The following is a 24,494-nucleotide window of genomic DNA, read 5'->3' on the forward strand; positions in this document are numbered from 1 at the left end:
GGCGCGAACGCGCGAGGGGCGATCGCCGTGGGCAATAAACCCCGGGGGGTATGTCGGCGACAATGATAAGCATACGGGAGGGGGTATATGCAAGGCGGACACAGGCCGTGGGTCGCCTTCGTGACGCACTCCACCCGCATACCCCAGGGGGTACTTGACATACCCAGGGGGGTATATGTCAGGATGGGGTCAACGCAGAACGCGACCGGTCTTCGCGGCCGAGGAGAGGTAGAACCGAATGATTCTCGAGCAGTACTACATCGAGTGCCTGTCGCACGCGTCGTACCTGATCGGTGACGAGAGCACCGGCCGGGCGATCGTGGTCGATCCGCGCCGGGACGTCACCGAGTACCTCGACGACGCCCGCAGGCACGGGCTGAGCATCGAGGGTGTGATCAACACCCATTTCCACGCCGACTTCGTCTCCGGGCACCTCGAGCTGCTCGAGGCGACCGGGGCGTGGATCGGGTTCGGCGAGGCCGCCGAGGCGGACTACCCGATCCGCCGGCTGCGCGACGGCGAGCACCTCTCGCTCGGGGAGGTGGACCTCGAGATCCTGTCCACCCCGGGGCACACCTGGGAGTCGATCTCGGTGCTGGTGCGCGAGCATCCGGGGGCGACGCCGACGGCGGTGCTGACCGGGGATTCGCTGTTCATCGGGGACGTGGGCCGGCCGGACCTGGTGAACCTGGGGGATTCGTCGACCGAGGACCTGGCCCGGGCGATGTACCACACGGTGCACGAGAAGCTGCTGACCCTGCCCGATCAGGTCACCGTGATGCCCGCGCACGGCGCCGGCTCGTCGTGCGGGAAGAACCTGTCGGCGGAGCTGACCTCGACGATCGGGGAGCAGCGGGTGAGCAACCCGTCGGTGCAGCCGATGAGCGAGGAGGCGTTCGTCGCGCTGGTCACCGAGGGCCAGCCCGCGGCGCCGTCGTACTTCTCGGTCGATGCCGGGTTGAACAAGAGCCTGCATCCGCTGCTCGATCAGGGCCGGGCCATCCCGGCGCTGAGCCCGGAGCGGGTGCGCGCGGAGCTGGCCGCCGGGACCCGGGTGCTCGATGCGCGCAGCGTGGACGAGTTCGCGGCGGGGCATCTGCGCGGGTCGGTCAACGTCGGGTTCGACGGGCGGTTCGCCGAGACCGGCGGCATGGTCGCCGAGGTGGGGGAGCCGATCGTGTTGATCACCTATCCGGGGGAGGAGCAGGACGCGGCGGTGCGGCTGGCCCGGATCGGGTCGGACAACGCGCTGGGGTACCTGACGGTCGATCACGACGGGGTGTTCCCGGCGGAGCTGGCGGAGCTGGTGCAGAGCGCGCCGCGCACCACGGTCGCCGAGCTCGACGAGATGCTCGCCGCCGATGCGGTGGCGTTGGTCGACATCCGCAATCCGGGGGAGCGGGAGTTCGGGACGATTCCGGGGGCGGTGCCGATTCCGTTGGCGCAGCTGCGGGCGCGGCTCGAGCAGGTGCCCACCGGCAAGCCGATCGTGGTGCACTGTGCCGGCGGGTGGCGGTCGAGTGTGGCCGCGTCGCTGCTGCGGGCGCAGGGCTTCGAGAACGTGTCGGACCTGCTCGGCGGGTACAACGCCTGGGCCGAGGCCCACGTCCCCGCCTGACCGGCGCCGACGAGAACGAAAGGAACCATCCGATGGCAACGAAGAATCTCACCCTCGCGGACTTCGAGTCCACAATCCTCGGCAACGACATCGTCCTCGTCGACTTCTGGGCGTCGTGGTGCGGTCCGTGCCGCGCCTTCGCCCCGGTGTTCGAGAAGTCGTCACAGGCGCACCCGGACATCGTGCACGCCAAGGTCGACACCGAGGCCGAGCAGCAGCTCGCCGCGATGGCCGACATCCGCTCGATTCCGACGATCATGGCGTTCCGAGAGGGCGTCCTGGTCTTCTCCCAGCCCGGCGCCCTGCCCGCGGCCGCCCTCGAAGACCTCATCGGGCAGATCGAGGCGCTGGACATGACCGAGGTCCACGCCCGGATCGCCGACCAGAAGGCCGCCGCCGGCGCCTGACGCCGACCCTGTCACCCCTAGGAGGACCCCATGTGTTACCCCGTCACCTGCCCGAACTGTGGGAAGACCGGCTGGGGCGGCTGCGGCCAGCATGTCGATGCCGTCATGCGTTCCGTGCCCGCACCCGAGCGCTGCACCTGCGGCCAGGACACCACCCCCGGTGCGCAGGCACACACCCTCGGCGGACTCTTTCGCCGCTGACCGCACCTCGACGAGACTGCGCCTCCACCGCATTCTCCGCCGCGGCAACACCCCGCCCTGCGCGAGCTGGGCGGGGTGTTCGCGTCGCGGTCCGAGGGCCAATGACCCTTCCGCGGTCCGCGTGCCGGTGAAAAACTCGTAGACGCCCACTCGAGAAGGGACATCCGTGGTGAACAGAGCGATGGGGCCGGTGGACACCATCTGGCTCAACATGGACCGGCCCGAGAACCTCATGATCATCGACTCGCTGATGTTCTTCGAGGGGCCCGTGGACTGGTCGCGCGTGGTGTCCCTCGTGCAACGCCGCTTCGTCGACGCCTACCCCGCTTTCCGGCAACGCCCGGTGCAACCGCGCACCCACATCGGGTCGCCGCACTGGGAGGACGACCCGGCGTTCGATCTCGACAACCACCTGATCCGGACGACCCTGCCCCGCAGTGACGACGCGACGCTGCAGCGGTACATCGAGCAGCGGATGCCGGTGCCGTTCGATCGTCACCGCCCGCTGTGGGAGATGCACCTCGTCGACGGATACCGGCACGGAGCCGTCGTCTACACCCGGCTCCACCACTGCATCGCCGACGGCATCGCGCTCAACCAGGTGATGCTCTCGATGACCGGCGAGACTCCGGACAGTGACCTCGACGCCCCCGGGGCTACCGAGCCCGAGCACCGTGCCGGTCTCCTCGAGGGCGCGGCCAAACTGGCCGGCACCGCGATAGCGACCACCGCCGGTGCCGCGTCCGGAGTCGCCCACATGCTGTGGGACCTGCCCAAACTGCTCGACCCGCATGTCCTGGGCGACGCCTTCACCCAGGTCGAACGCACCGGCGGGATCGCGGACAAGCTCGTGCTCGGTCCCAAGCCGCACACGCCGCTCAGTGGCCGACCGGGAACGGCCAAGCGCGCGGTGTGGTGCGAGCCCTTTCCGCTCGACGACATCAAGCACATCGGTCACGAGACCGGCACCACCGTCAACGACGTGCTCATGGGAGCCGTCGCCGGCGCACTCGCGACGTACATCCGTGAGCACGGCGGCGAGCCGCAGGACGTACCCACGATGGTGCCCGTCAACGTTCGCCCCCTCGACCAGCCCCTCCCGAAGGAACTCGGGAACCAGTTCGCACTGGTGCTCTTCAAATACCCGTCGGCGCTGGCGACTCCGCTCGAACGCATCGTCGAGACCCACCGGCGCATGGAGGTCATCAAGCACTCACCGGAGGTGACCCTCACCTTCGGCCTGATCAAGGCGATCGGGCGTACCGGCCCGGAACTGGAGAGGTTCTTCGTGGACTTCTTCTCCGACAAGGCGATCGGGGTCACCACCAACGTCCCCGGCCCGACGGGCGACCGGTACCTGGGAGGAACGAAGATCCGCGGTGTGCTCGCCTGGGTGCCCGGCGCAGGCGAGCAGACCCTGGGTGTCTCGATCTTCAGCTACAGCGGCAGGGTCCGGGTCGGCTTCAAGGCGGACGCGGACCGGGTGCCCGATCCCGAGAATCTCGTCCGCGCCTTCACCGACGAGATCGACGGGCTGCTGCGGCTCTCGCACGCTGTGTGACACGCCCCGAATCCGCCGATTCGATGCCCGCGCCGGGGGTGGATGTCTACCGTCGGCTCATGAGCGAGCACGGGCACTACCAGGAAATCCTCAACGTACTGAATCCGCAGCACCGGGCGCTGCGTGCGGCGATCCCCGAGGTCTATCAGGGTTTCAACGCACTGAGCAAGGCCGCCTTCGCTCCCGGAGCCCTGGATACCAGGACCAAGGAACTGATCGCCCTCGCGATCGGCGTCGTCGACGAATGCGACGGCTGCATCGCCTCCCATGCGCGCAGCGCCGTCCGTGCCGGAGCGAGCAGGCAGGAGGCGGCCGAGGCGATCGGCGTCGCATTCCTCATGCAGGGAGGTCCCGCGACGATCTACGGTTCGCGGGCGTACACCGCGTTCTGCGAATTCGCCGACGCCGAGGAGCGGCGGGACCGGTGACGGTCCGGTGGAGGGGATGACGGGAATCGAACCCGCGTAGCCAGTTTGGAAGACTGGGGCTCTACCATTGAGCTACATCCCCATGCATGCGATCGACCCGGGTTTCCGGGTCCGCCGCGTGCAGGAACAGACTGTACCGAACCTCGCTTTGGATTTCATAATCGGGGGGCCGTAGGATTCTCCCGCGGGTCCCCGGAAGGTTCCGGGTGCCGGTGTTGACGGGATGTGGCGCAGCTTGGTAGCGCATCCGCTTTGGGAGCGGAGGGTCGCAGGTTCGAATCCTGTCATCCCGACCAGGAAGAACTGGGTGGAAGACCGCGCACCCGGTGACAGCTTGATCGAACGACACACGAGCACGAACAGAACGACACACGAGCACGACAGAAGGAGCATGTCCGTGAAGAGCACCGTCGAGCAGCTCAGCCCGACGCGAGTCCGTATCAACGTTGAGGTGCCCTTCGAGGAGCTCCAGCCTGATTTCGACCGCGCGTTCAAGGCACTCGCCAGCCAGATCCGACTGCCCGGCTTCCGGCCGGGTAAGGCTCCGCGCAAGCTGCTCGAGGCCCGCGTCGGGCGGGGCGCCGTGCTCGAGCAGGTCGTCAACGACGCCATCCCGGCCCGCTACAGCGAGGCAGTGACCGCCAACGAGGTCAAGGTCCTCGGCCAGCCCGAGGTCGACATCACCAAGCTCGAGGACAACGTCGAGCTCGTCTTCACCGCCGAGGTGGACGTCCGGCCCGAGATCGCCCTGCCCGACTTCTCCACCATCGAGGTCACCGTCGATCCCGTGGAGATCACCGACGAGGCGGTCGAGGAGCAGCTGCTGTCGCTGCGTCAGCGTTTCGGCACCCTCACCGGTGTCGAGCGTCCGGTGCAGGACGGTGACTTCGTGTCCATCGATCTGTCCGCGACCGTCGGCGGCGAGGCGGTCCCCGAGGCCTCCACCACCGGTCTGTCCCACGAGGTGGGGTCGGGTCAGCTCATCGACGGCCTCGACGAGGCGCTCGTCGGCATGTCCGCGGGCGAGTCGAAGGAGTTCACCACCACGCTGGTCGCCGGTGACCATGCCGGCGACGAGGCCGTCGTCACCGTCACGGTGAACAGTGTCAAGGAGCGCGAGCTGCCCGCCGAGGACGACGAGTTCGCCCAGCTCGCGAGCGAGTTCGACACCCTCGACGAGCTCAAGGCGGACCTGCGCGAGCGGGTCTCCCGGGTCAAGAAGGTCGAGCAGGCCGGTCAGATCCGCGACAAGGTTCTCGACGTGCTGCTCGAGACGGTCGAGGTGCCGCTGCCCGAGGCCGTCGTCCAGGCCGAGATCGACGGCGCCCTGCACGACGCCATCCACGCGCTCGATCACGACGAGACCAAGCTCGACGAGCTCCTCGAAGAGCAGGGCTCGAGCCGCGAGGAGTTCGACAAGGACACCCGTGAGTCCGCCGAGCGCGCCGTGAAGGTGCAGCTGCTGCTCGACGCGATCGCCGAGGCCGAAGGCACCACCGTCGAGCAGGAAGAGCTCACCGAGCGCATCTTCTTCCAGGCGCAGCGCTACGGGATTCCGCCGGAGCAGTTCATCCAGCAGATCGGCCAGGCGAACCAGCTGGGCGCCGTCTACGCGGACGTCCGTCGCGGCAAGGCCCTCGGCAGCGTCGTCGACCGCGCGACCGTCACCGACACCAGTGGCGCCACGGTCGACACCTCCGAGCTGTTCGGCACGAAGAGCGACGACGAGTCCGAGGACGCCGAGGCTCCGGGCGGCGAGGGCGAATCCGAGTAGTCGGCCGAGATCCGTTGCCGCACCGCGCGATTGCATGCGGGGCGTGGCAACGGTCCTCCGCCGGGTACGCCGAGTGGAAATTTCCGCTTTGAGCGAAGTGGGGCGGCACCGGGCATCCGGTGCCGCCCCACTTCGTTACTGTCAGTGTCAGCAATCCACGATTGACGAGAAGGCAGGTACCGTGACTCCTCAGAATCCGGCGACATCCATCGGTCCCACGATGACCTCGGCCACCGCTGGGCTCAACCTCAGCGACTCGGTCTACGAGCGGCTGCTGCGCGAGCGGATCATCTTCCTCGGTACCCAGGTCGACGACGACATCGCGAACAAGCTCTGCGCGCAGATCCTGCTGCTGTCCGCGGAGGATCCGACTCGCGACATCTCGCTCTACATCAACTCCCCGGGTGGATCCGTCACAGCCGGCATGGCGATCTACGACACCATGAAGTTCGTCGAGTGCGACGTGGCGACCTTCGCGATGGGTCTGGCTGCCTCCATGGGGCAGTTCCTGCTCTCGGCCGGCACGCGGGGCAAGCGGTACGCCCTGCCGCACGCGCGGATCATGATGCACCAGCCGTCCGCCGGTATCGGCGGTACCGCGAGTGACATCGCGATCATGGCGGAACAGTTCGCGCACACCAAGCGGGAAATGGCGGAACTGATCGCCGAGCACACCGGCCAGACCGTCGAGCAGATCACGAAGGACTCGGACCGCGACCGCTGGTTCACCGCCAAGGAAGCGCTCGAGTACGGCTTCGTCGATCACGTCGTCTCGCGGGCGCAGCAGGCCGGCGGCACCGGCAACTAGTTCCGAGCCCCCCGATCCGCTCTACGCCCCACGAATTCCTGGAGAAGCGATGACCAACCTGTTCGATCCGCGCCAGCTCGGCGGCCAAGCTGCTGCCGCACCTGGGGGCACCGCCCCCGCATCCCCGGCGAGCCGCTACATCCTGCCTTCGTTCATCGAGCATTCGAGTTACGGCGTCAAGGAGTCCAACCCGTACAACAAGCTCTTCGAGGAACGCATCATCTTCCTCGGCGTGCAGGTGGACGACGCCTCCGCGAACGACGTCATGGCTCAGCTGCTGGTGCTCGAGTCGCTGGACCCGGACCGCGACATCACGATGTACATCAACTCGCCCGGCGGCTCCTTCACGTCACTGATGGCGATCTACGACACCATGCAGTACGTGCGGGCCGACATCACCACCGTCTGCCTCGGCCAGGCCGCATCGGCGGCGGCGGTGCTGCTCGCTGCCGGCACCCCCGGCAAGCGGCTCGCCCTGCCCAACGCCCGCGTGCTCATCCACCAGCCCGCCACCGGCGGCATCCAGGGCCAGGTGTCCGACCTGGAGATCCAGGCAGCGGAGATCGAGCGCATGCGCCGCCTGATGGAGACGACGCTGGCCAAGCACACCGGCAAGGATCCCGACCAGATTCGCAAGGACACCGACCGCGACAAGATCCTCACCGCCGCGGAGGCCGTCGACTACGGTCTGATCGACAACGTGCTCGAGTACCGCAAGCTCTCGGCTCAGAAGTAACCGCCTCGGCCCGGCCCGGAGTGCGCCCCGCGCGCCTCCGGGACCGGGCCGGTGTGCTCGAGCGGCGTTGCCGCTGCGGCGCACAAATAATGGCCCGAATCGCCCGGAACCGGTCGACCGCCGTCGCTGTCTCCGGGTACGGTCGTTCCAAGGGCCCGCTCCCCGGACCGGCGCTGTCGGCGGTCGCGGGATCGGTTGCACGCTCACGAGGAAGTAGGGACCTGACAGATGGCACGTATCGGTGACGGGGGCGACCTGCTCAAATGTTCTTTCTGCGGAAAGAGCCAGAAGCAGGTCAAGAAGCTCATTGCGGGCCCAGGGGTCTACATCTGCGACGAGTGCATCGACCTGTGCAACGAGATCATCGAGGAAGAGCTGGCCGAGTCCAACGAGGTCAAGCTCGACGAGTTGCCCAAGCCGGCCGAGATCCGCGAGTTCCTCGACAACTACGTCATCGGGCAGGACTCCGCGAAGCGGACCCTGGCGGTGGCGGTCTACAACCATTACAAGCGCATCCAGGCGGGCGAGAAGGCGCGCGATACGCGTGGCGAGTCGGTCGAGCTGGCCAAGTCGAACATCCTGCTGCTCGGACCCACCGGCTGCGGCAAGACGTACCTGGCGCAGACCCTGGCGAAGATGCTGAACGTGCCGTTCGCGATCGCCGACGCCACCGCCCTGACCGAGGCCGGCTACGTCGGTGAGGACGTCGAGAACATCCTCCTCAAGCTCATCCAGGCGGCCGACTACGACGTCAAGCGCGCCGAGACCGGGATCATCTACATCGACGAGGTCGACAAGATCGCCCGCAAGAGCGAGAACCCGTCCATCACCCGCGACGTGTCCGGTGAGGGCGTCCAGCAGGCGTTGCTGAAGATCCTCGAGGGCACCCAGGCGTCGGTACCGCCGCAGGGCGGGCGCAAGCACCCGCACCAGGAGTTCATCCAGATCGACACCACCAACGTGCTGTTCATCGTCGCCGGTGCCTTCGCCGGACTCGAGCGGATCGTCTCGGACCGGGTGGGCAAGCGCGGGATCGGCTTCGGCGCCGAGGTGAAGTCGAAGGCCGAGATCGATACCACCGATCACTTCGCCGAGGTCATGCCCGAAGACCTGATCAAGTTCGGGCTCATCCCCGAGTTCATCGGTCGCTTGCCCGTCGTCGCCTCGGTGACGAACCTCGACAAGGATTCGCTCGTGCAGATCCTGTCGGAGCCGAAGAACGCGCTCGTCAAGCAGTACGTCCGGCTCTTCGAAATGGACGGGGTGGAACTCGAGTTCACCCAGGACGGCCTGGAAGCCGTCGCCGACCAGGCGATTCTGCGTGGTACCGGCGCCCGCGGTCTGCGCGCCATCATGGAGGAGGTCCTGCTGCCGGTGATGTACGACATCCCGAGCCGCGACGACGTCGCCAAGGTGGTCGTCACCGCCGAAACCGTCAACGACAACGTGCTTCCTACGATCGTGCCGCGCAAGCCCGAGCGCGAGCGTCGCGACAAGACCGCCTGATCGCGGAACACGGAGTAGGCCCCGGCACACGACGTGCCGGGGCCTACTCGTATGGCCGGAACCTGTGTGACCGAATGTCACATCGCATCGATGTGATCGACGCGATGTGACATTCGGTCCCTGAGGGGGAGGGTCAGATCCGGTTGCCGAGCTCGCGCAACGGGGTGCGGAAGGTCTCCTTCGCGGACAGCGCGGAGACCGCACACACCAGGCAGGCGCCGGAGGTCAGGATGGCGACGGGCAGCCAGTTCGTCGGGTCGCCGCCCATGAGCGCGGTGCCGATGGCGGGGGCGAAGCCGGCGATGGCGAAGCCGAGCTGGGTTCCGATCGCCATACCGGAGTAGCGGACCTTCGTGTTGAACATCTCGGCGTAGAACGACGGCCAGATCGCATTGGGTGCGGCGTAGAGCAGACCCATCAGGGCGATGCCGGCGGCGAAGATCAGCGCGACGTTACCGGTCGAGATGGCTTGGAAGTACACGAAGACGAACACCGCCGAGCCGAGGACGCCGGTGACGAAGACGGGCTTACGGCCGACGCGATCCGACAGGGCGGCGAGGGCGGGCTGACTGAACAGGGCGACGGCGTTGGCGGCGATCGCGACCGCGAGCATCGTCGACTTGGCGATGCCCACTTCGTCGCTGGTCGCGAACGCCAGGCCGAAGACGGCGAAGATCGTGCTCACGACCGCGACGAAGGCGCAGAAGACCACGCGAGCCAGGTTGGCGGAGTGGGTTCGCAGCAGGTCGGCCACCGGCAGCTTGGCGACGTCGTCGGCCTTCTTGGTCTCCGCGAACTCCTCAGGCTCCTCGAGCTTGCGCCGCATGACGTACGCGGCGACGAGCACGAGCAGGCTGCCCCAGAACGGGACGCGCCAGCCCCAGCTGTAGAGGATGTCGTCGGGCATGGCCGCGACGGGCAGGAACACCAGGCTGGCGAGGATGAAGCCGGCTTGGGTGCCGTTGAGCGTCCAGCTCGCGAAGAATGCGCGACGGTTCTGCGGGGCGTGCTCGAGGGTCAGGGAGCTGGCGCCGGACTGCTCGCCGGCGGCGGAGATGCCCTGGAAGATGCGCATCAGTACGAGCAGGGCGGGGGCGAGCACGCCGATCGACTCGGCGCTGGGGATCAGGCCGATGCCGAAGGTGGCGACACCCATCAGGATGAGGGTGAACAGCATGACGTTCTTGCGCCCGACCCGGTCACCGAAGTGGCCGAGGACCACGGCGCCGAGGGGACGCGCGACGTAGGCGACGCCGAAGGTCGACAGGGACAGCAGTGCCGCGTGCCCGCTGTCGGGGAAGAACACCGTCGGGAAGATCAGGGCAGCGGCGGAGGCGTAGATGTAGAAGTCGTAGTACTCGAGCATGCTGCCGAGAAAGGCCGACGACGCCGCGCGCTTGACCTTGGTGGTGTCGTGCGGGCGGGCAGCGGTCGTCATACCGGAATTCTCCGGCGTGTCGAGGGTGTGCGCGGTCATCGCGTCTCCTGTGCGGAAAAGATGGGGGATGTTCGAGATACGAACCCGGGTTCGTTCTGCGTCGTTCCGAATGTAGGCGCCATCACACGCCCACCGCAAGATGTATGAACTAGATAGTTCATAAATTTTCGGGAGGCGTGCCGGTGTGCCGTGGCGTCGGGGTCGCTCAGTCGGGTGCGGTCGTCAGGTAGGCGACCACGAGATCGCCCAGCATCCGCCGGTGCCGGGTCCGCAGTTCGTCCGTGGCGAGATCCTGGTCGAACAGTGCCTTCCAGGTGTACCGGTTGGCGGTGCGGAAGACACAGAAACTGCTGATCACCAGGTGGATGTCGAGAGCGTCCACGCCGTCGCGGAAGATTCCGTCGGCCCGGCCGCGTTCGAGGATGCCGGTGAGCACGTCGACGGCGGGCGCCCCCAGGCCGGCGAGCCGGGTCGACCGGCGGATGTGCTCGCCGCGGAGCATGTTCTCGTTGGCGACGATGCGAATGAAGTCGGGGTGCTGGTCGTGATGGTCGAACGTGGCCTCGGCCAGCGTGCGGATGGCTTCCACGGGGCCGAGGTCCGCGAGGTCCAGCTCGCGCTCCTGGGCGCGGATCGTTCCGTACGAGTTCTCGAGGACGGCCCGGTAGAGGCCCTCCTTGTCGCCGAAGTAGTAGTAGATCATCCGCTTGGTGGTCTGCGTGCGCTCGGCGATCTCGTCGACCCGGGCTCCGGACAGCCCCTTGTCCGCGAACTCCGCCGTGGCCACCTCGAGGATGTTCTCCCTGGTGAGGTCGCTGTTGCGGCGGCGTCGGCCGGTGGTCTGCTCGGTTGCCATGGCGCCACCCTATCGACCGGGTGTTGTGCCGGTGCCCTCCGTGGCCGTACGCTGTGTCTTGTAACTCACTAGTTCGTACATTGCGCTGGGAAAGGCCCGCCATGACCGACTCCATCCTCTGCGGCCTCATCGGAACCGGCATCGGTGCGTCGTTGACCCCGCCCATGCACGAGGCGGAGGGCGCGCGACAGGGTATGCGCTACGTCTACAAGATCGTCGACCTCGACGTGCTGGGTCTGGCGGTGGCCGATCTGCCGCGGCTGCTCCGCTCCGCGCACGACCTGGGCTTCCGTGGCCTGAATATCACCCATCCGTGCAAGCAGGCGGTCATCGAGCACCTCGACGACCTCTCCCCGGAGGCGAGCCGGCTCGGTGCCGTCAACACCGTCCTCTTCGACGGAGGCCGGGCGATCGGGCACAACACCGACTGGTCGGGATTCGGTCGCAACTTCGACCGGGGTCTGGGCGGTGTCGCCCTCGACAGGGTGGTCCAGCTCGGGGCCGGGGGAGCCGGTGCGGCGGTCGCCTATGCGGTGCTCACCCGCGGCGTGCGCGAATTCACCGTCGTCGACGCCGATCTCGCGCGAGCCACCGCGCTGCGCGACAAGCTGACCGTGTTGTTCCCGGGCGCCGCTGTCGGTACGGCGACGCCGGACGAGCTGCCCCGATTGTTGGCCGCCGCCGACGGCCTCGTCCACGCGACGCCCGTCGGCATGGCCACCCACCCCGGGACGGCCTTCGACCCGGCGCTGCTGCGGCCCGACCTGTGGGTCGCCGAGGTCGTCTACCGGCCCATCGAGACCGAGCTCGTCCTGCGGGCTCGGGCGCTCGGCGCCCCGACGCTGACCGGGGCGGGGATGGCCGTCTTCCAGGCCGTCGACGCATTCCGCATCTTCACCGGCGTGGAGCCCGATGCGGAGCGGATGCTCGCGCACATGACCGCCCTGATCGAAGCGGAGAAGGTCGCCGTCTGACCGGCACGTCCGGGTGCGTCCTCCGGGGCGGCTACCGTTTGGGCACGCGGAGCATCGCGCAGGCCAGATCGACGATCTCCGACTCGAACGCTCCCAGTTCGGGCGCTTCCCCCACGTCGTGGGCGCGTTCCCAGGTGGCGTAGGAGCCGATGACGAACCGCACCGTCAGGCCGACCCGGCGCCGGGCCTCGGCCTCGGCCAGCTCGAGACTGTGCACGATCGCCTCGAACAGCGACGTGAGCACCGTGAGCGACTCGTCGGTCGGGTAGTAGTCGGCACGGGACGCGCCGGAGGCGGGGATCGTCAGGAACTCCAGGGGCGCCACGGCGAGCCACTGCTCGTTGAAGCGGGCCCAGTAGCTGGGCCGGCCGCGGGCGACCTCGGTCGTGAGGGGGTGGACGTAGGCGAAGACCAGCCGTTCCAGGCGCGGCGGCGTGTCGAGGCGGGCGGCGTCCACGAGGGCGGCCCGTTCCGCGTTGACTCGCGGTGCGTGCCGGGTCCACACCGCGTCGAGCAGTCCGTGCCACGACCCGAAGTGGTACGCGACGGCCGAATTGTTGCGCTGACCGGCGGCTTTGACCACCTCCCGCGCCGAGACGCCGTGGATGCCGCGGTGCGCGATCAGTTCCTCCGCGGCATCGAGCAGGGCGAGACGACCCGTTGACACGACCATGACGTCCACTGTACTAAGAAGCTCAACTTTCCATTTAATACGAGCATCTTAACGGAGGAACTCGTGACCCGACTTTCCGGCAGGCGCATCGTCGTCGCGCTCGCTCTGTCCTCGGTAGTGGCTGCATCGGCGTGTTCGGAGTCGGATCCGCCGCCGTCCGAGCGCGCACCCGGTGCACTCGTCAGCTCCCGCCCCCTGACCACCGCTGCGGCACTGCCCAGTGCGGCGCGTACCGACCTGATCACCTACCTGTCCGAGGATGCGGCCGGCCGCACCATCCTCGTATCCGGGACCGTCGCAATCCCCCGGGGCGATGCTCCCGACGGTGGGTGGCCGGTGATCAGCTGGGCCCACGGCACCACCGGTGTCGGGGACGCCTGCGCACCGTCCGCCGACACGGTCGGCGGACCCGCCCACGGCTACCTGTCCCGCACCACCGCCATGCTCGATCGGTGGGTCGCGGACGGCTACGTCGTCGTGCAGACCGACTACGAGGGGCTCGGCACGCCCGGCGGCCACCCGTACATGAACGGCGACAGCGCCGCGAACACCGTCGTCGACATCGTGCGGGCGGCCCGCGAAGCCGATCCCGGGGTCGGCACCCGGTGGACGGCGATGGGCCACAGCCAGGGCGGGCACGCCGCGCTGTTCACCGCCGCGCACGGTGCCGAGCGCGCCCCCGAGCTCGAACTGCAGGGAGCGGTCGCCTATGCGCCGGGCAGCCGCACCAGCGAGACGGCCGCCTACTTCGAAACCGGCGGTCCGGGCATCGCGCAGGCGCTGAGCTTCCTGCCCGTCCTCCTGCTCGGCGCCGAGGCCGCCGACCCGGACATCGCGGCCGACGCGATGCTCACCGACGCCTCCCGGCCGCTGCTCGCGGCGGCGCGCACCGGGTGCATGGACGACGTGCGCGCCGCGGCCGCAACCGTGCCCGTGGACCAGGTGTTCGCGCCCGGCGCCGACGTCGGTCGCCTGACCGAGTACTTCGCCACGCAGGAACCCGAAGCCCTGACGCTGACCGTGCCGACGCTCGTCGTGCAAGGGACGACCGACGTGCTCGTCTCCCGCCAGATCACCGACGAGGTCACGAACTCGTTGTGCAGCAAAGGATCCCCCGTCTCGTACGAGGTCTACGACGGCGCCGACCACCGCGGCGTGCTCGAGGCCGCCCACGACGACGTGCGCTCGTTCGTCGAGGAGGTGAGCTCCGGCGAGGCGCCGGCGGCCGTCTGCAGCTGAGGTCCGGACCGTCGATTCACGCGACGGTGCCGGTGTAGACGTTCATCGAGTCGCCGCGGAGGAAGCCGACCAGTGTCAGGCCCGCCTCCGCGGCGAGATCGACCGCGAGCGACGACGGGGCCGAAACCGCGCCGAGCGCCGGTACTCCCGCCATCACGGCCTTCTGCACCAGCTCGAAGGACGCCCGCCCGCTGACGACGAGCACGCTGTCCGACAACGGGATCCGGTTCTCGGTCAGCGCCCAGCCGAGCACCTTGTCGACCGCGTTGTGCCGGCCCACGTCCTCCCGTAGCGCCAGCAGGGTGCCGTCGGGGGTGAACAGCGCTGCGGCGTGGAGGCCCCCGGTGCTCTGGAAGACCTTCTGCCGCTGACGCATCCGTGGGGGCATTCCGGTGAGGGCGCGGGCGGAGACCGCGAAACCGTCGGTCAGCGGGAACCGGGTACGGGTGCGCACCTGATCGAGGGACTCCTTCCCGCACACCCCGCATGCGGAACTCGTGACGAAGTTGCGTGCGCCCGCCCCGTCCGGCACCGCGACCCCGGGCGCGAGCTGCACGTCGAGCACGTTGTACGTGTTGGCGCCGGTGTCGTCGACCCCGTCGCAGTAGCGCACCACGGCGACGTCCTCGCGGCCGCCGATGATGCCCTCCGCGAGGAGGAAGCCGTGGGTGAGTTCCACGTCGTGTCCCGGGGTCCGCATGGTCACCGTGAGGGCGCGGCCGTCCAGGCGGATCTCGAGCGGTTCCTCCACCGCGAGGCTGTCCGGCCGGCGCGCCTGCCCGTCCGCGGTGATCCGCAGGACGGGCCGGCGGGCGGTGACTCGGCCCATCAGTCCGTCCCGGCCGGTTCGAGCCGCACGACGATCGCCTTGGAGACCGGGGTGTTGGACTTCTCGGCGACGTGGTCGAGCGGCACCAGCGGGTTGGTCTCCGGGTAGTAGGCGGCGGCGTTGCCGCGCGGGGTGTCGTAGGCGACGACCCGGAAGCTCTTCACCCGGCGTTCTTCGACCGTGTCCCCGGTCTGCCACTCCGACACGACATCGACGAGATCGCCGTCGGTCAGGCCCAGTTCGGTGATGTCCTCGGCGTTGACGAAGACGACCTTGCGGCCGTTCTTCACGCCGCGGTAGCGGTCGTCGAGTCCGTAGATCGTGGTGTTGTACTGATCGTGGCTGCGCAGGGTCTGCAGGACGAGCCGGCCCGGGGGAGTGGGCACCCAGACGAGGTCGTTGACGCTGAAGTTGGCTTTGCCGGTGGGGGTGTCGAACTCGCGGTTGTCGCGCGGCGGGTGCGGCAGCTGGAACCCGTCGCGTCGGCGGACCTTCGTGTTGTAGTCCTCGCAGCCGGGCACGACGCGCCCGATCGAGTCGCGGATCAGGTCGTAGTCGCCCTCGAACGCCGACCACCGGACGGAGTGGTCGGGGCCGAACAACTCGCGCGCGAGCCGGCACACGATTGCGACCTCGCTGCGCAGTTCGTCGCTGACGGGGTGCAGCCGGCCGCGGGACAGGTGCACCATGGACATCGAATCCTCCACGGAGACCAGCTGTCTGCCGCTCTTCTGCACGTCGAGGTCGGTCCGGCCGAGAGTGGGCAGGATCAGTGCGGTGCGGCCGTGCACGAGGTGGCTGCGATTGAGCTTGGTCGAGATCTGCACCGTCAGGTCGCAGCGCCGGAGCGCTTCCTCGGTGGCACGGGTATCCGGGGTCGCGGCGACGAAGTTGCCGCCCATCGCCATGAAGAAGCTCGCCCGTCCGTCGCGCATCGCACGGATCGCGTCGACGGTGTCGTACCCGTGTGCGCGGGGACTCGTGATGCCGAACTCGCGGTCGAGCGCGGCGAGGAACGACTCGGGCATCTTCTCCCAGATGCCCATGGTCCGGTCGCCCTGCACGTTGGAGTGTCCCCGCACCGGGCACACACCCGCGCCGGGCTTGCCGATCATTCCCCGCAGCAGCAGGAGATTGACGGCCTCGGCGATGGTGGCGACGGCATGGGTGTGCTGGGTCAGTCCCATCGCCCAGCACGCGACGGTGCGCTGCGAGCGCGCCAGGTCCGCGGCGGTGGCGCGCAGCTGCTCCTCGCTCAGCCCGGTGGCCTCGACGACCGTGCCGAGATCCACCGCGCGGATGTGCCGCTCGTACTCGTCGAAGCCCGCGCAGTGGGCGTCGACGAAAGCCCGGTCGATCACGGTGCCGGGGGCCGCGTCCTCCGCCTCGAACAGGAGCCTGCCGAGTCCCTGGAACAGGGCCAGGTCGCCGCCGAGGCGGATCTGCAGGAATTCGTCCGCGATGTCGGTGCCGTGCCTGAGCACGCCGTCGACGCGCTGCGGGTCCTTGAACCGGAGCAGCCCGGCCTCGGGCAGGGGATTGATCGCGATGATCCTCGCGCCGTTCTCCTTGGCCTTCACCAGGGTGGAGAGCATGCGCGGATGGTTGGTGCCGGGGTTCTGTCCGGCGATGAGGATCAGGTCGGCCTGTTCGAGGTCGGGCACCGACACCGAGCCCTTGCCGATTCCGATGCTCTCGACGAGTGCGCTGCCCGACGATTCGTGGCACATGTTGGAGCAGTCGGGCATGTTGTTGGTGCCGTAGCTGCGGATCAGCAGCTGGTAGAGGAACGCGGCCTCGTTGCTGGTGCGGCCCGAGGTGTAGAAGACGGCGTGGTCCGGGGTGGGCAGGTCGCGCAGGTGGTCGGCGATCAGCCGGTACGCGTCGTCCCACTCGATCGGGGCGTAGTGGCTCGCGTCCGGGCGCAGCACCATCGGATGGGTCAGCCGGCCCTGCTGTCCGAGCCAGTAGTCGGTCTTCTGCGACAACTCGGCGACGGAGTGCCGGGCGAAGAATTCGGGCGTGACCGTGCGCAGGGTGGCTTCCTCGGCGACGGCCTTGGCGCCGTTCTCGCAGAACTCCGCGGGTTTGCGGTGACCGGGAGTCTCGGGCCAGGCGCAGCCCGGGCAGTCGAAGCCGTGCCGCTGGTTCAGACGCGGCAGCGTCGCGGCGGTGCGGGCGACGCCCATCTGTTCGTAGGCGCGCTTCAGCGACACCAGGACCGCCGGGACACCGGCGGCGTGGTCCTTCGGCCCGGTGACCTCCAGGTCGGATTCCACGATGTCGTGCAGCGGACCGTGTCGAGTCATGTGTCCATCCTCACCCGCGGGAGATGCGCATACCAGTTCGAACGCTACCGGTTGCCGCCGAGCGAGCGATCGGGGGTGGCAGTTCCGGGCGCGAGCTGCCGTTACACGAAGTTCACCGGCGGCTCCCACGCACATTACACAGCGAGTTCACTCTCAGGTGACGGTGATTAACAACATAAGACAGTCACCGCGACACGGACGAGGGGCGATCCCTCGGGACTGGACAAGGTGGACACCTATGGAAGAGGCAATCGCTGCCGCCGATACCGCCTGGATTCTCGCGGCCTTCACGGCGGTCTCGCTGATGGTTCCCGGGCTCGCGCTGTTCTACGGCGGCATGGTGAGCGTCCGCAGCACGCTCAACATGATCATGATGACGTTCGCAGGATTCGCACTGGTCGGAGTCCTGTGGGTGCTGTTCGGCTACTCGGCCGTGCTCGGAGACTCGCTCGGCGGTGCCGGACTGCTCGGCAACCCGCTCGAGTATCTCGGGCTCGGCCAGCTGCTCGCGGCGCCGGCCGAACCGGGGCTGCCCCCGGCCCTGATAGCAGGATTCCAGCTGCTGTTCGCAGGCATCACCGTCGCCCTCGTGTGCGGCGCCCTTGCGGACCGCATGAAGTTCTCGGCCTGGATGGTGTTCGCCGGGCTGTGGGCAGTGCTGGTGTACTTCCCCGTCGCGCACTGGGTGTTCGCGTTCGACTCGGAGGACGGGTCCGTCGTCGGCGGGTGGATCGCCAACACCCTCGGCGCGGTCGACTTCGCCGGCGGCACCGCCGTGCACATCAACGCCGGCATCGCGGCTCTCGCGGTGATCCTCGTGCTCGGCAAGCGCCGCTCGTTCCTCAATCCGCCTCGGCCGCACAGCCTTCCGCTGACCGTTCTCGGTGCCGGCATCCTGTTCTTCGGCTGGTTCGGCTTCAACGGCGGTTCCGCGCTCGCCGCGAACAACAGCGCCTCCGTCGTGGTGCTCAACACCCTCGCCGCGGCGTGCGCCGGCATCTGTGGCTGGCTGATCGTCGAAAGGTTGCGGGAGGGCCACGCCACCACCCTCGGTGCGGCGTCCGGCCTCATCGCCGCCCTCGTCGCGATCACCCCGGCCTGCGGGGCCGTCTCGCCGATCGGCGCGCTCGTCGTCGGCGCCCTGGCCGGCGCGCTGTGCTGCTTCGCGATCTCGTTGAAGTTCCGCCTGGGCTACGACGACGCGCTCGACGTCGTGGGCATCCACCTCGTCGGCGGTGTCCTGGGCACGATTCTCATCGGATTCCTGGCCGTGCCGGCGGCGCCGAGCGGTGCCACCGGGCTCTTCTACGGCGGCGGATTCGGTCTGCTGGGCACCCAGACCGTCGCCGTGCTCGCGGTGCTGGCCTATTCCTTCGCGGTCACCTGGATCATCGCCAAGGGTCTGGACCTGGTCATGGGCCTGCGCGTCGACCCGGAGACCGAATACGAAGGCCTCGACGTCGTCGTGCACGGCGAAACCGCGTACGTGCTCGACGCGGTGGGCTTCACCGGCACGTCCCGTACGGAGGCGGCGTCGGTCGCGGAGGCGGCGACGGCACTCACGTCCAAGGCGGCAGCCGAGAAGCTCTGACCGAGGACCGACAACGGGTGAGGCCCCCGCTACGGCGGGGGCCTCGTTCGTCGTCGAGCGGGAGATTCTCGCGACGAGGGGGCGGTTACCGCTGCCTGCACCCGCGATGCACCGCGGCGGTGTCCCTCTCGACGCGGAAACCCCCCGCTCGTGGTGGAGAGCGGGATCAGTCCTGGTGTTTGTCCGGGTACGCGGTGACCGCGAGGAACCGGATGGGCAGGGTGACGAGCTCGTTCGGCCCGTGGATGCCCTCGCCGTCGAGCAGCAGGGCGTCGCCGGGTTGGAGCCGGTACTCGGATTCGCCGTGCCCGTAGACCATCTCGCCCTCGAGCATGTAGAGCAGCTCGGTCCCCGGATGCTGGAACAGCGGGAAGACCTCGCTCGCGTCGGTGAGCGTCACCAGCACGGGCTCGAGCCGCTTGTGCTGGCCCCGCAGCGTGCCGAGCAACTCGTAGTGGTGTCCGACGCGGGTGCCGCGGCCGACGATCTCCGCGCCCTGGCCGGCCCTGACGAACACCGCCTCGCGCTGCGCGTCGGCGCCGCGGAACAGCGACGTCACCGGTACGTCGAGACCTGCGGCCAGGCGGGCGAGGGTCGAGAGGCTGCACGACGTCTGGGCGTTCTCGATCTTCGACAGCATCGCCTTGGAGATGCCCACCTTCGCGGCCATGTCGCCCACGGAGAGCCCGCTGGCGATCCGCAACTTGCGGACCTCCTGTGCGATGGCGCGTTCCAGGTCCACCCCGGTCGGGGTGTCCCGCGGGACCTCCCGGCCCGGCGCGTCGTACAGTACGGGGCGCTCGGGGCTGCTCATGTCCTCACTGTACGTGCTGTTTCCCGACAGTGGACGATCGTGCGAGGGGCAGGCACACGGAACGAGCGAATGTGCCTTACCGTCGGACAGGCCGACGGTAAGGCACATTCGCTCGGTGGAAGGCGGGCAGCGGCTCAGAAGCCCTGGCCGGGCACCCAGTTGGTGCCGGCCAGTGGCACCCGCGCCATGGCGGCCGACTCGATGGTCAGGGCCACGAGGTCCTGCGGCTCGAGGTTGCGCAGGTGCGACTTGCCGCAGGCGCGTGCGATGGTCTGGGCCTCCATGGTGAGCACGCGCAGGTAGTTCGCGAGGCGGCGGCCGCCCTCGACCGGATCGAACCGGGCCTGCAGGTCCGGATCCTGCGTGGTGATGCCGGCGGGGTCCTTGCCGTCCTGGAAGTCGTCGTAGAACCCGGCGGCCGAGCCGAGCTTCTCGTACTCCGCCTGGTACCGGGGGTTGTTGTCGCCCAACGCGATCAGCGCCGCGGTGCCGATGGCGACGGCGTCCGCGCCGAGGGCCATGGCCTTGGCGACGTCGGCGCCGGACCGGATGCCGCCGGAGACGACGAGCTGCACGCCACCGGGGGTGCGGTGCATTCCCATCTCCTGCAGCGCCTGCACGGCCTGGGGGATCGCGGCGAGGGTGGGAATGCCGACGTGCTCGATGAACACGTCCTGCGTGGCGGCCGTGCCACCCTGCATGCCGTCGACCACGACGACGTCGGCCCCGGCCTTCACGGCGAGCTTGACGTCGTAGTAGGTGCGGGTCGCGCCGACCTTGACGTAGATCGGCTTCTCCCACCCGGTGATCTCGCGCAGTTCGATGATCTTGACGGCGAGGTCGTCCGGGCCGGTCCAGTCGGGGTGCCGGCACGCGCTGCGCTGGTCGATACCGACGGGCAGGGTGCGCATTCCGGCGACGCGCTCGGTGATCTTCTGCCCGAGCAGCATGCCGCCGCCGCCGGGCTTGGCGCCCTGGCCGAGGACGACCTCGATCGCGTCGGCCTTGCGCAGGTCGTCGGGGTTCATCCCGTAGCGCGACGGCAGGTACTGGTAGACGAGGTGCTTGGACTGACCGCGTTCCTCCGGCGTCATGCCGCCGTCGCCGGTGGTGGTGGACGTGCCGACCTCGCTGGCGCCGCGCCCGAGAGCCTCCTTCGCCCGCCCGGACAGCGCCCCGAAGCTCATGCCGGCGATGGTGACCGGGATGTCGAGGTGCAGCGGGTACTTCGCGTGCCGGTCGCCGAGGACCACGTCGGTCTCGCACTTCTCGCGGTAACCCTCGAGCGGGTACCGCGACATCGACGCGCCGAGGAACAGCAGGTCGTCGAAGTGCGGAAGCTTGCGCTTGGCGCCCCATCCGCGGATGTCGTAGATGCCGGTCTCGGCGGCACGCTGGATCTCGTGGATGACGTTGCGGTCGAAGGTGGCCGACTCACGAAGTCCGGGCTGGAAGGTCATGGGAGTCTCCTGGGATGCGGTGCGGGCGGTGCGATCAGTACGCCGAGGCGTTGTCGACGTGGAAGTGGTAGAGCCCGCGGGCGGAGCCGTAGCGGGTGAACTCGGCGGGGTCGGCGTCGAAGCCGGCCGCCCGGAGGAGTTCGCGCAGTTCCTCGAGGTGCTCGGGCCGCATCTCCTTCTTGACGCAGTCCGCACCGAGGGAGGCGACGGTGCCGCGGACGTAGATGCGCGCCTCGTACAACGAATCGCCGAGGGCCTCGCCGGCGTCGCCGAGGACGACGAGCCGTCCGGCCTGTCCCATGAAGGCGCTCATGTGGCCGATGCTGCCGCCGACGACGATGTCGACGCCCTTCATGGAGATGCCGCAGCGGGCGGCGGCATTGCCCTCGATCACCAGCAGCCCGCCGTGGGCCGTGGCGCCGGCGGACTGGGAGGCGTCCCCGGTGACGCGCACGGTGCCCGACATCATGTTCTCGGCGACCCCGACCCCGGCGTTGCCCGCGACGGTGACGGTCGCATGCTTGTTCATCCCGGCGGCGTAGTAGCCGACGTGGCCTTCGATGCGCACGTCGATCGGCCGGTCGAGCCCGCACGCGAGGGCGTGCTTGCCCTGGGGATTGGTCACGGTCACCGCGGCCGGGGCTTCGGTGGCCTGCAGTGCGGCGTTGAGTTCGCGCGTGGTGGTGACGTCGAGGTCGTACGTCGTGCCGGCGGGAAGCATGTCGGCGGGAAGCGTGTCGGTGGGCAGGGTCTCGGAAGGCAGGGTCTCGGCAGGCATGGTCGTCTCCGGCGTCGAAGAGATGGGGGAAGCGTCGGTGCTGGTCAGCGGTGCCATACGTAGACCCGCTCCGGCTCGGGCTCGAAGATGTGAGCGTCCGCGATGCCGGGCAGGCCGGCGAGGGCCCGGAACTCGGAGGCCATCGCGACGTACGCGTCGGTCTCGGCGACGATCGCCGGCTTGCAGGCGATCGGGTCGCGTACGACGGCGAACGAGTCGGACGTCGACACGAGGAGGGTGTAGAACCCGTCGAAGCGCTCCCCGAGCAAACGCAGGGCCTTCTCCAGGTCGGCGCCCTCGGCGAGGTGCTTGGCGACGAACCGTGCCCCGACCTCGGTGTCGTTCTCGCTGTCGAATGCCACACCCTCGGCCTCGAGTTCGCGCTTGACCGACAGGTGGTTGGAGAACGAGCCGTTGTGCACCAGGCACTGGTCCGGGCCGACGGCGAACGGGTGCGAGCCGGCGGCGGTGACGGCCGATTCGGTGGCCATGCGGGTGTGGCCGACGCCCTGCCAGCCGGAGGCGGCCGGGATCCCGAAGCGCTCGGCCAGCGCCACCGGATCGCCCATGCCCTTGAGGACGGTCACGTCGTCGCCGAAGCCGATGATCGTTGCACCGGGGTCGACGGCGCGGACGGTGTCGGCGAGCAACTGGGCCGGGACCGGCGCGTGGAGCACGGTGGTGGGGGCCAGGTCGATCGCGGTCACGGTCACGCCGAGTGCGGCACCGGCGGTGGCGGCGACGTCCGGGGCGGCGCCGAGCAGGGACACCGACGCGTGGCCGGCGGGGGAGAAGGTGGGGTCGCCGTAGAGGGCGACTCCGGCCGAATCCGGTCCCCGGTCGACCATCTGGCCGAGCATGCCGGTCAGCAGGCCACCCAGCCGGGGGGCGAGGGAGGCGTCACGCAGGTGAAGCCCGACGATTCCGCACATGGGTCGTCTCTCCTTTACAGGTCGTCGTTCGCGGTGGCCCGTTCGGACCGAACGGGTCAGAAGGCGGTCAGGTAGCTGTCGATCTCCCACGAGGTCACGGTGTTGTGCCAGTGGAAGAACTCCTCCCGCTTGAGGGAGGCGAAGTACTCGGCGACGCCCGGGCCGGCGGCGTCGAGGGCGCCGGTGACGACGGGGTCGGCGGTGAGCGCGTCCATCGCGTGCAGCAGGGTCATCGGCAGCGTCTCCGAGTTCGGGGTGCCGCCGGGTGCGCCGGGATCGAGCTTGCGGTCGATGCCGTCGAGGCCCGCCGCGACGGTCGCGGCGGCAGCGAGGTACGGGTTGGCGGAGCCGTCCCCGCCGCGCAGCTCGACGCGGTTGCCGTCCGGAACGCGGAGGTAGTGGGTGCGGTCGTTGCCGCCGTAGGTGGCGTGCCGCGGCGACCACGTCGCGCCGGAGCTGGTCGCGGTGGCGCCGGTCCGCTTGTAGGAGTTGACGGTCGGGGCGATCACGCCCTGCAGGGCGCAGGCATGGTCGAGGATGCCGGCGATGAACGCGTAGGCGGTCTCGGACAGGCCGAGACCGCGGGGGTCCTCGGCGTCGGGGAAGGCGGAGCCGTCCTCCCGCCACAGCGACAGGTGCATGTGCATGCCCGAGCCGGTGCGGTCGGCGAACGGCTTGGGCATGAAGGTCGCGGTCATGCCGCGCTGCTCGGCGAGCACCGAGATCAGGTAGCGCAGGGTGACGACGCGGTCGGCGGTGGTCATCGCGTCGGCGTACTGGAAGTTCTGCTCGAACTGCCCGTTGCCGTCCTCGTGGTCGTTGGCGTAGTTGCCCCAGCCGAGGGAGTTCATCGCCGCGGAGATCGAGGTCAGGTGCTCGTACATGCGGGTGACGTCACGGGCGTCGTAGCAGGGCTGCCGGGAGGTGTCGAGCACGTCGGCGGTGCGCAGCGTCCCGTCCTCGTCGCGCTGGACGAGGAAGTACTCGATCTCGGCGCCGACCTTGACGGACAGGCCCCGTTCGGCCGCCTTGCCGAGAACCTCCTTCAGGATCACCCGCGGGGCGTAGGGCCAGGGCTTGCCCTCGACGTGGGGATCACAGTGCACCAGCGCAAGGCCCGGGCGCACGAACGGGATCGGCGTGAAGGAGGTGGGATCCGGGATAGCGACGAGGTCGGGATCCCTGGGGACCTGACCCATGGCTCCGGCGGCGTAGCCCGCGAAGCCGACCCCGTCGGACTGCAGCTCGTCGACCGCCTCGACCGGGACGAGCTTGGCGCAGGGCTTGCCGGCGAGGTTAGTGAACACCGCGAGGATGAAGCGGGTGTCGGTGGCGCGGGCGAGTGCGGCGAGATCGGCGGAGCCGGCGGCATCGGCGGGGGCGTCCGTGGAGGGCAGACGCATCACGGGGAGGTCGGTGGCTTCGAGCGTCATGGGGACTCCTGGGGTTCGGCTGCGAAGTTTCATAAGGTGAATCGCTGTCGAATGCAATGAAACATAGCATGCATGACGGGCGTGTTACGCCGCCGTGAGTTTGTGGTGACGGTCCGACTCGGCCCGTGC

Annotated in this window: 21 protein-coding genes and 2 tRNA genes; 12 read left to right on the top strand and 11 right to left on the bottom strand. The window is 68.9% G+C overall.

Features of this window, described 5'->3' with window-relative positions; genetic code table 11:
* Positions 1–238 precede the first annotated feature (238 nt).
* The 4 genes from F1734_RS11325 to F1734_RS11340 all read left to right on the top strand — a co-directional run bounded on the left by F1734_RS11325 (position 239) and on the right by F1734_RS11340 (position 4,215).
* Entirely contained in the window at positions 239–1,618 is a 1,380-nt protein-coding gene (locus F1734_RS11325) for an MBL fold metallo-hydrolase (protein WP_203011692.1), read from the top strand.
* A gap of 32 nt (positions 1,619–1,650) precedes the next feature.
* On the top strand, positions 1,651–2,025 hold the full coding sequence (trxA, locus tag F1734_RS11330) for a thioredoxin (protein ID WP_010592841.1): 375 nt from the start codon (positions 1,651–1,653) through the stop codon (positions 2,023–2,025).
* 367 nt (positions 2,026–2,392) lie between these two features.
* Positions 2,393–3,787 carry a wax ester/triacylglycerol synthase family O-acyltransferase gene (locus tag F1734_RS11335; RefSeq protein ID WP_238424149.1) on the top strand — a complete coding sequence of 465 codons (1,395 nt, stop codon included), beginning with the start codon at positions 2,393–2,395 and terminating at the stop codon, positions 3,785–3,787.
* A 59-nt stretch (positions 3,788–3,846) separates the two neighbouring features.
* On the top strand, positions 3,847–4,215 hold the full coding sequence (locus tag F1734_RS11340; protein ID WP_010592839.1) for a carboxymuconolactone decarboxylase family protein: 369 nt from the start codon (positions 3,847–3,849) through the stop codon (positions 4,213–4,215).
* A gap of 8 nt (positions 4,216–4,223) precedes the next feature.
* On the opposite strand, the gene F1734_RS11345 is transcribed toward F1734_RS11340, so the two are convergent.
* A tRNA-Gly gene (locus tag F1734_RS11345) sits at positions 4,224–4,297 on the bottom strand.
* A gap of 137 nt (positions 4,298–4,434) precedes the next feature.
* Between F1734_RS11345 and F1734_RS11350 the strand changes: the two genes are divergently transcribed.
* The 5 genes from F1734_RS11350 to clpX all read left to right on the top strand — a co-directional run bounded on the left by F1734_RS11350 (position 4,435) and on the right by clpX (position 9,039).
* Positions 4,435–4,511: transfer RNA gene (locus F1734_RS11350), tRNA-Pro, on the top strand.
* Between the two features lie 101 nt (positions 4,512–4,612).
* Complete coding sequence (gene tig / locus F1734_RS11355; protein WP_203011693.1) at positions 4,613–5,989, top strand: trigger factor; 1,377 nt, start codon at positions 4,613–4,615, stop codon at positions 5,987–5,989.
* A 181-nt stretch (positions 5,990–6,170) separates the two neighbouring features.
* Complete coding sequence (locus F1734_RS11360) at positions 6,171–6,797, top strand: ATP-dependent Clp protease proteolytic subunit (protein ID WP_003938127.1); 627 nt, start codon at positions 6,171–6,173, stop codon at positions 6,795–6,797.
* 49 nt (positions 6,798–6,846) lie between these two features.
* Complete coding sequence (locus F1734_RS11365) at positions 6,847–7,533, top strand: ATP-dependent Clp protease proteolytic subunit (protein WP_003938128.1); 687 nt, start codon at positions 6,847–6,849, stop codon at positions 7,531–7,533.
* A 228-nt stretch (positions 7,534–7,761) separates the two neighbouring features.
* Positions 7,762–9,039, top strand: coding sequence for an ATP-dependent Clp protease ATP-binding subunit ClpX (gene clpX / locus F1734_RS11370; protein WP_003938129.1), 1,278 nt, complete (start codon positions 7,762–7,764; stop codon positions 9,037–9,039).
* Between the two features lie 133 nt (positions 9,040–9,172).
* On the opposite strand, the gene F1734_RS11375 is transcribed toward clpX, so the two are convergent.
* Positions 9,173–10,516 carry an MFS transporter gene (locus F1734_RS11375; protein WP_010592835.1) on the bottom strand — a complete coding sequence of 448 codons (1,344 nt, stop codon included), beginning with the start codon at positions 10,514–10,516 and terminating at the stop codon, positions 9,173–9,175.
* A gap of 166 nt (positions 10,517–10,682) precedes the next feature.
* Positions 10,683–11,333 (bottom strand): TetR/AcrR family transcriptional regulator, encoded by a 651-nt coding sequence (locus tag F1734_RS11380; protein WP_040271698.1) that lies wholly within the window; start codon positions 11,331–11,333, stop codon positions 10,683–10,685.
* 101 nt (positions 11,334–11,434) lie between these two features.
* On the opposite strand from F1734_RS11380, the gene F1734_RS11385 reads away from it, so the two are divergent.
* A complete protein-coding gene (locus F1734_RS11385) occupies positions 11,435–12,307 on the top strand; it encodes a shikimate dehydrogenase (protein WP_017680499.1) in 873 nt (290 codons plus the stop codon).
* A gap of 31 nt (positions 12,308–12,338) precedes the next feature.
* Here the strand turns inward: F1734_RS11385 and F1734_RS11390 are convergent, their stop codons facing one another.
* Positions 12,339–12,980 (bottom strand): TetR/AcrR family transcriptional regulator, encoded by a 642-nt coding sequence (locus F1734_RS11390; RefSeq protein WP_238424151.1) that lies wholly within the window; start codon positions 12,978–12,980, stop codon positions 12,339–12,341.
* Positions 12,981–13,043: 63 nt separating this feature from the next.
* Here F1734_RS11390 and F1734_RS11395 point away from each other — a divergent pair, with 63 nt between their 5' ends.
* A complete protein-coding gene (locus F1734_RS11395) occupies positions 13,044–14,219 on the top strand; it encodes an alpha/beta hydrolase family protein (protein ID WP_010592831.1) in 1,176 nt (391 codons plus the stop codon).
* A gap of 16 nt (positions 14,220–14,235) precedes the next feature.
* Here the strand turns inward: F1734_RS11395 and fdhD are convergent, their stop codons facing one another.
* Complete coding sequence (fdhD, locus tag F1734_RS11400; protein ID WP_017680501.1) at positions 14,236–15,048, bottom strand: formate dehydrogenase accessory sulfurtransferase FdhD; 813 nt, start codon at positions 15,046–15,048, stop codon at positions 14,236–14,238.
* On the bottom strand, positions 15,048–17,357 hold the full coding sequence (locus F1734_RS11405; RefSeq protein WP_010592829.1) for an FdhF/YdeP family oxidoreductase: 2,310 nt from the start codon (positions 17,355–17,357) through the stop codon (positions 15,048–15,050). The genes fdhD and F1734_RS11405 overlap by 1 nt, the downstream gene beginning before the upstream one ends.
* Before the next feature lie 238 nt (positions 17,358–17,595).
* On the opposite strand from F1734_RS11405, the gene F1734_RS11410 reads away from it, so the two are divergent.
* Positions 17,596–18,948: an ammonium transporter gene (locus tag F1734_RS11410; protein ID WP_010592828.1), complete on the top strand. Its 1,353-nt coding sequence runs from the start codon at positions 17,596–17,598 to the stop codon at positions 18,946–18,948.
* A 166-nt stretch (positions 18,949–19,114) separates the two neighbouring features.
* Here the strand turns inward: F1734_RS11410 and F1734_RS11415 are convergent, their stop codons facing one another.
* From F1734_RS11415 to glnT, 5 genes are all read right to left on the bottom strand, one after another.
* The gene (locus F1734_RS11415) at positions 19,115–19,762 is read right to left on the bottom strand and encodes a helix-turn-helix domain-containing protein (RefSeq protein ID WP_010592827.1); all 648 of its coding nucleotides are present in this window, start codon (positions 19,760–19,762) and stop codon (positions 19,115–19,117) included.
* Positions 19,763–19,896: 134 nt separating this feature from the next.
* Positions 19,897–21,222 carry an FMN-binding glutamate synthase family protein gene (locus F1734_RS11420; protein ID WP_006937284.1) on the bottom strand — a complete coding sequence of 442 codons (1,326 nt, stop codon included), beginning with the start codon at positions 21,220–21,222 and terminating at the stop codon, positions 19,897–19,899.
* 34 nt (positions 21,223–21,256) lie between these two features.
* Entirely contained in the window at positions 21,257–21,943 is a 687-nt protein-coding gene (locus F1734_RS11425; protein ID WP_029539893.1) for a GltB/FmdC/FwdC-like GXGXG domain-containing protein, read from the bottom strand.
* A 101-nt stretch (positions 21,944–22,044) separates the two neighbouring features.
* The gene (locus F1734_RS11430; RefSeq protein ID WP_006937281.1) at positions 22,045–22,932 is read right to left on the bottom strand and encodes a class II glutamine amidotransferase domain-containing protein; all 888 of its coding nucleotides are present in this window, start codon (positions 22,930–22,932) and stop codon (positions 22,045–22,047) included.
* A gap of 56 nt (positions 22,933–22,988) precedes the next feature.
* Positions 22,989–24,365 carry a type III glutamate--ammonia ligase gene (gene glnT / locus F1734_RS11435; RefSeq protein WP_010592825.1) on the bottom strand — a complete coding sequence of 459 codons (1,377 nt, stop codon included), beginning with the start codon at positions 24,363–24,365 and terminating at the stop codon, positions 22,989–22,991.
* Between the last annotated feature and the right edge of the window lie 129 nt (positions 24,366–24,494).

This window comes from Rhodococcus ruber (assembly GCF_016804345.1).
Lineage (GTDB): Bacteria > Actinomycetota > Actinomycetes > Mycobacteriales > Mycobacteriaceae > Rhodococcus > Rhodococcus ruber.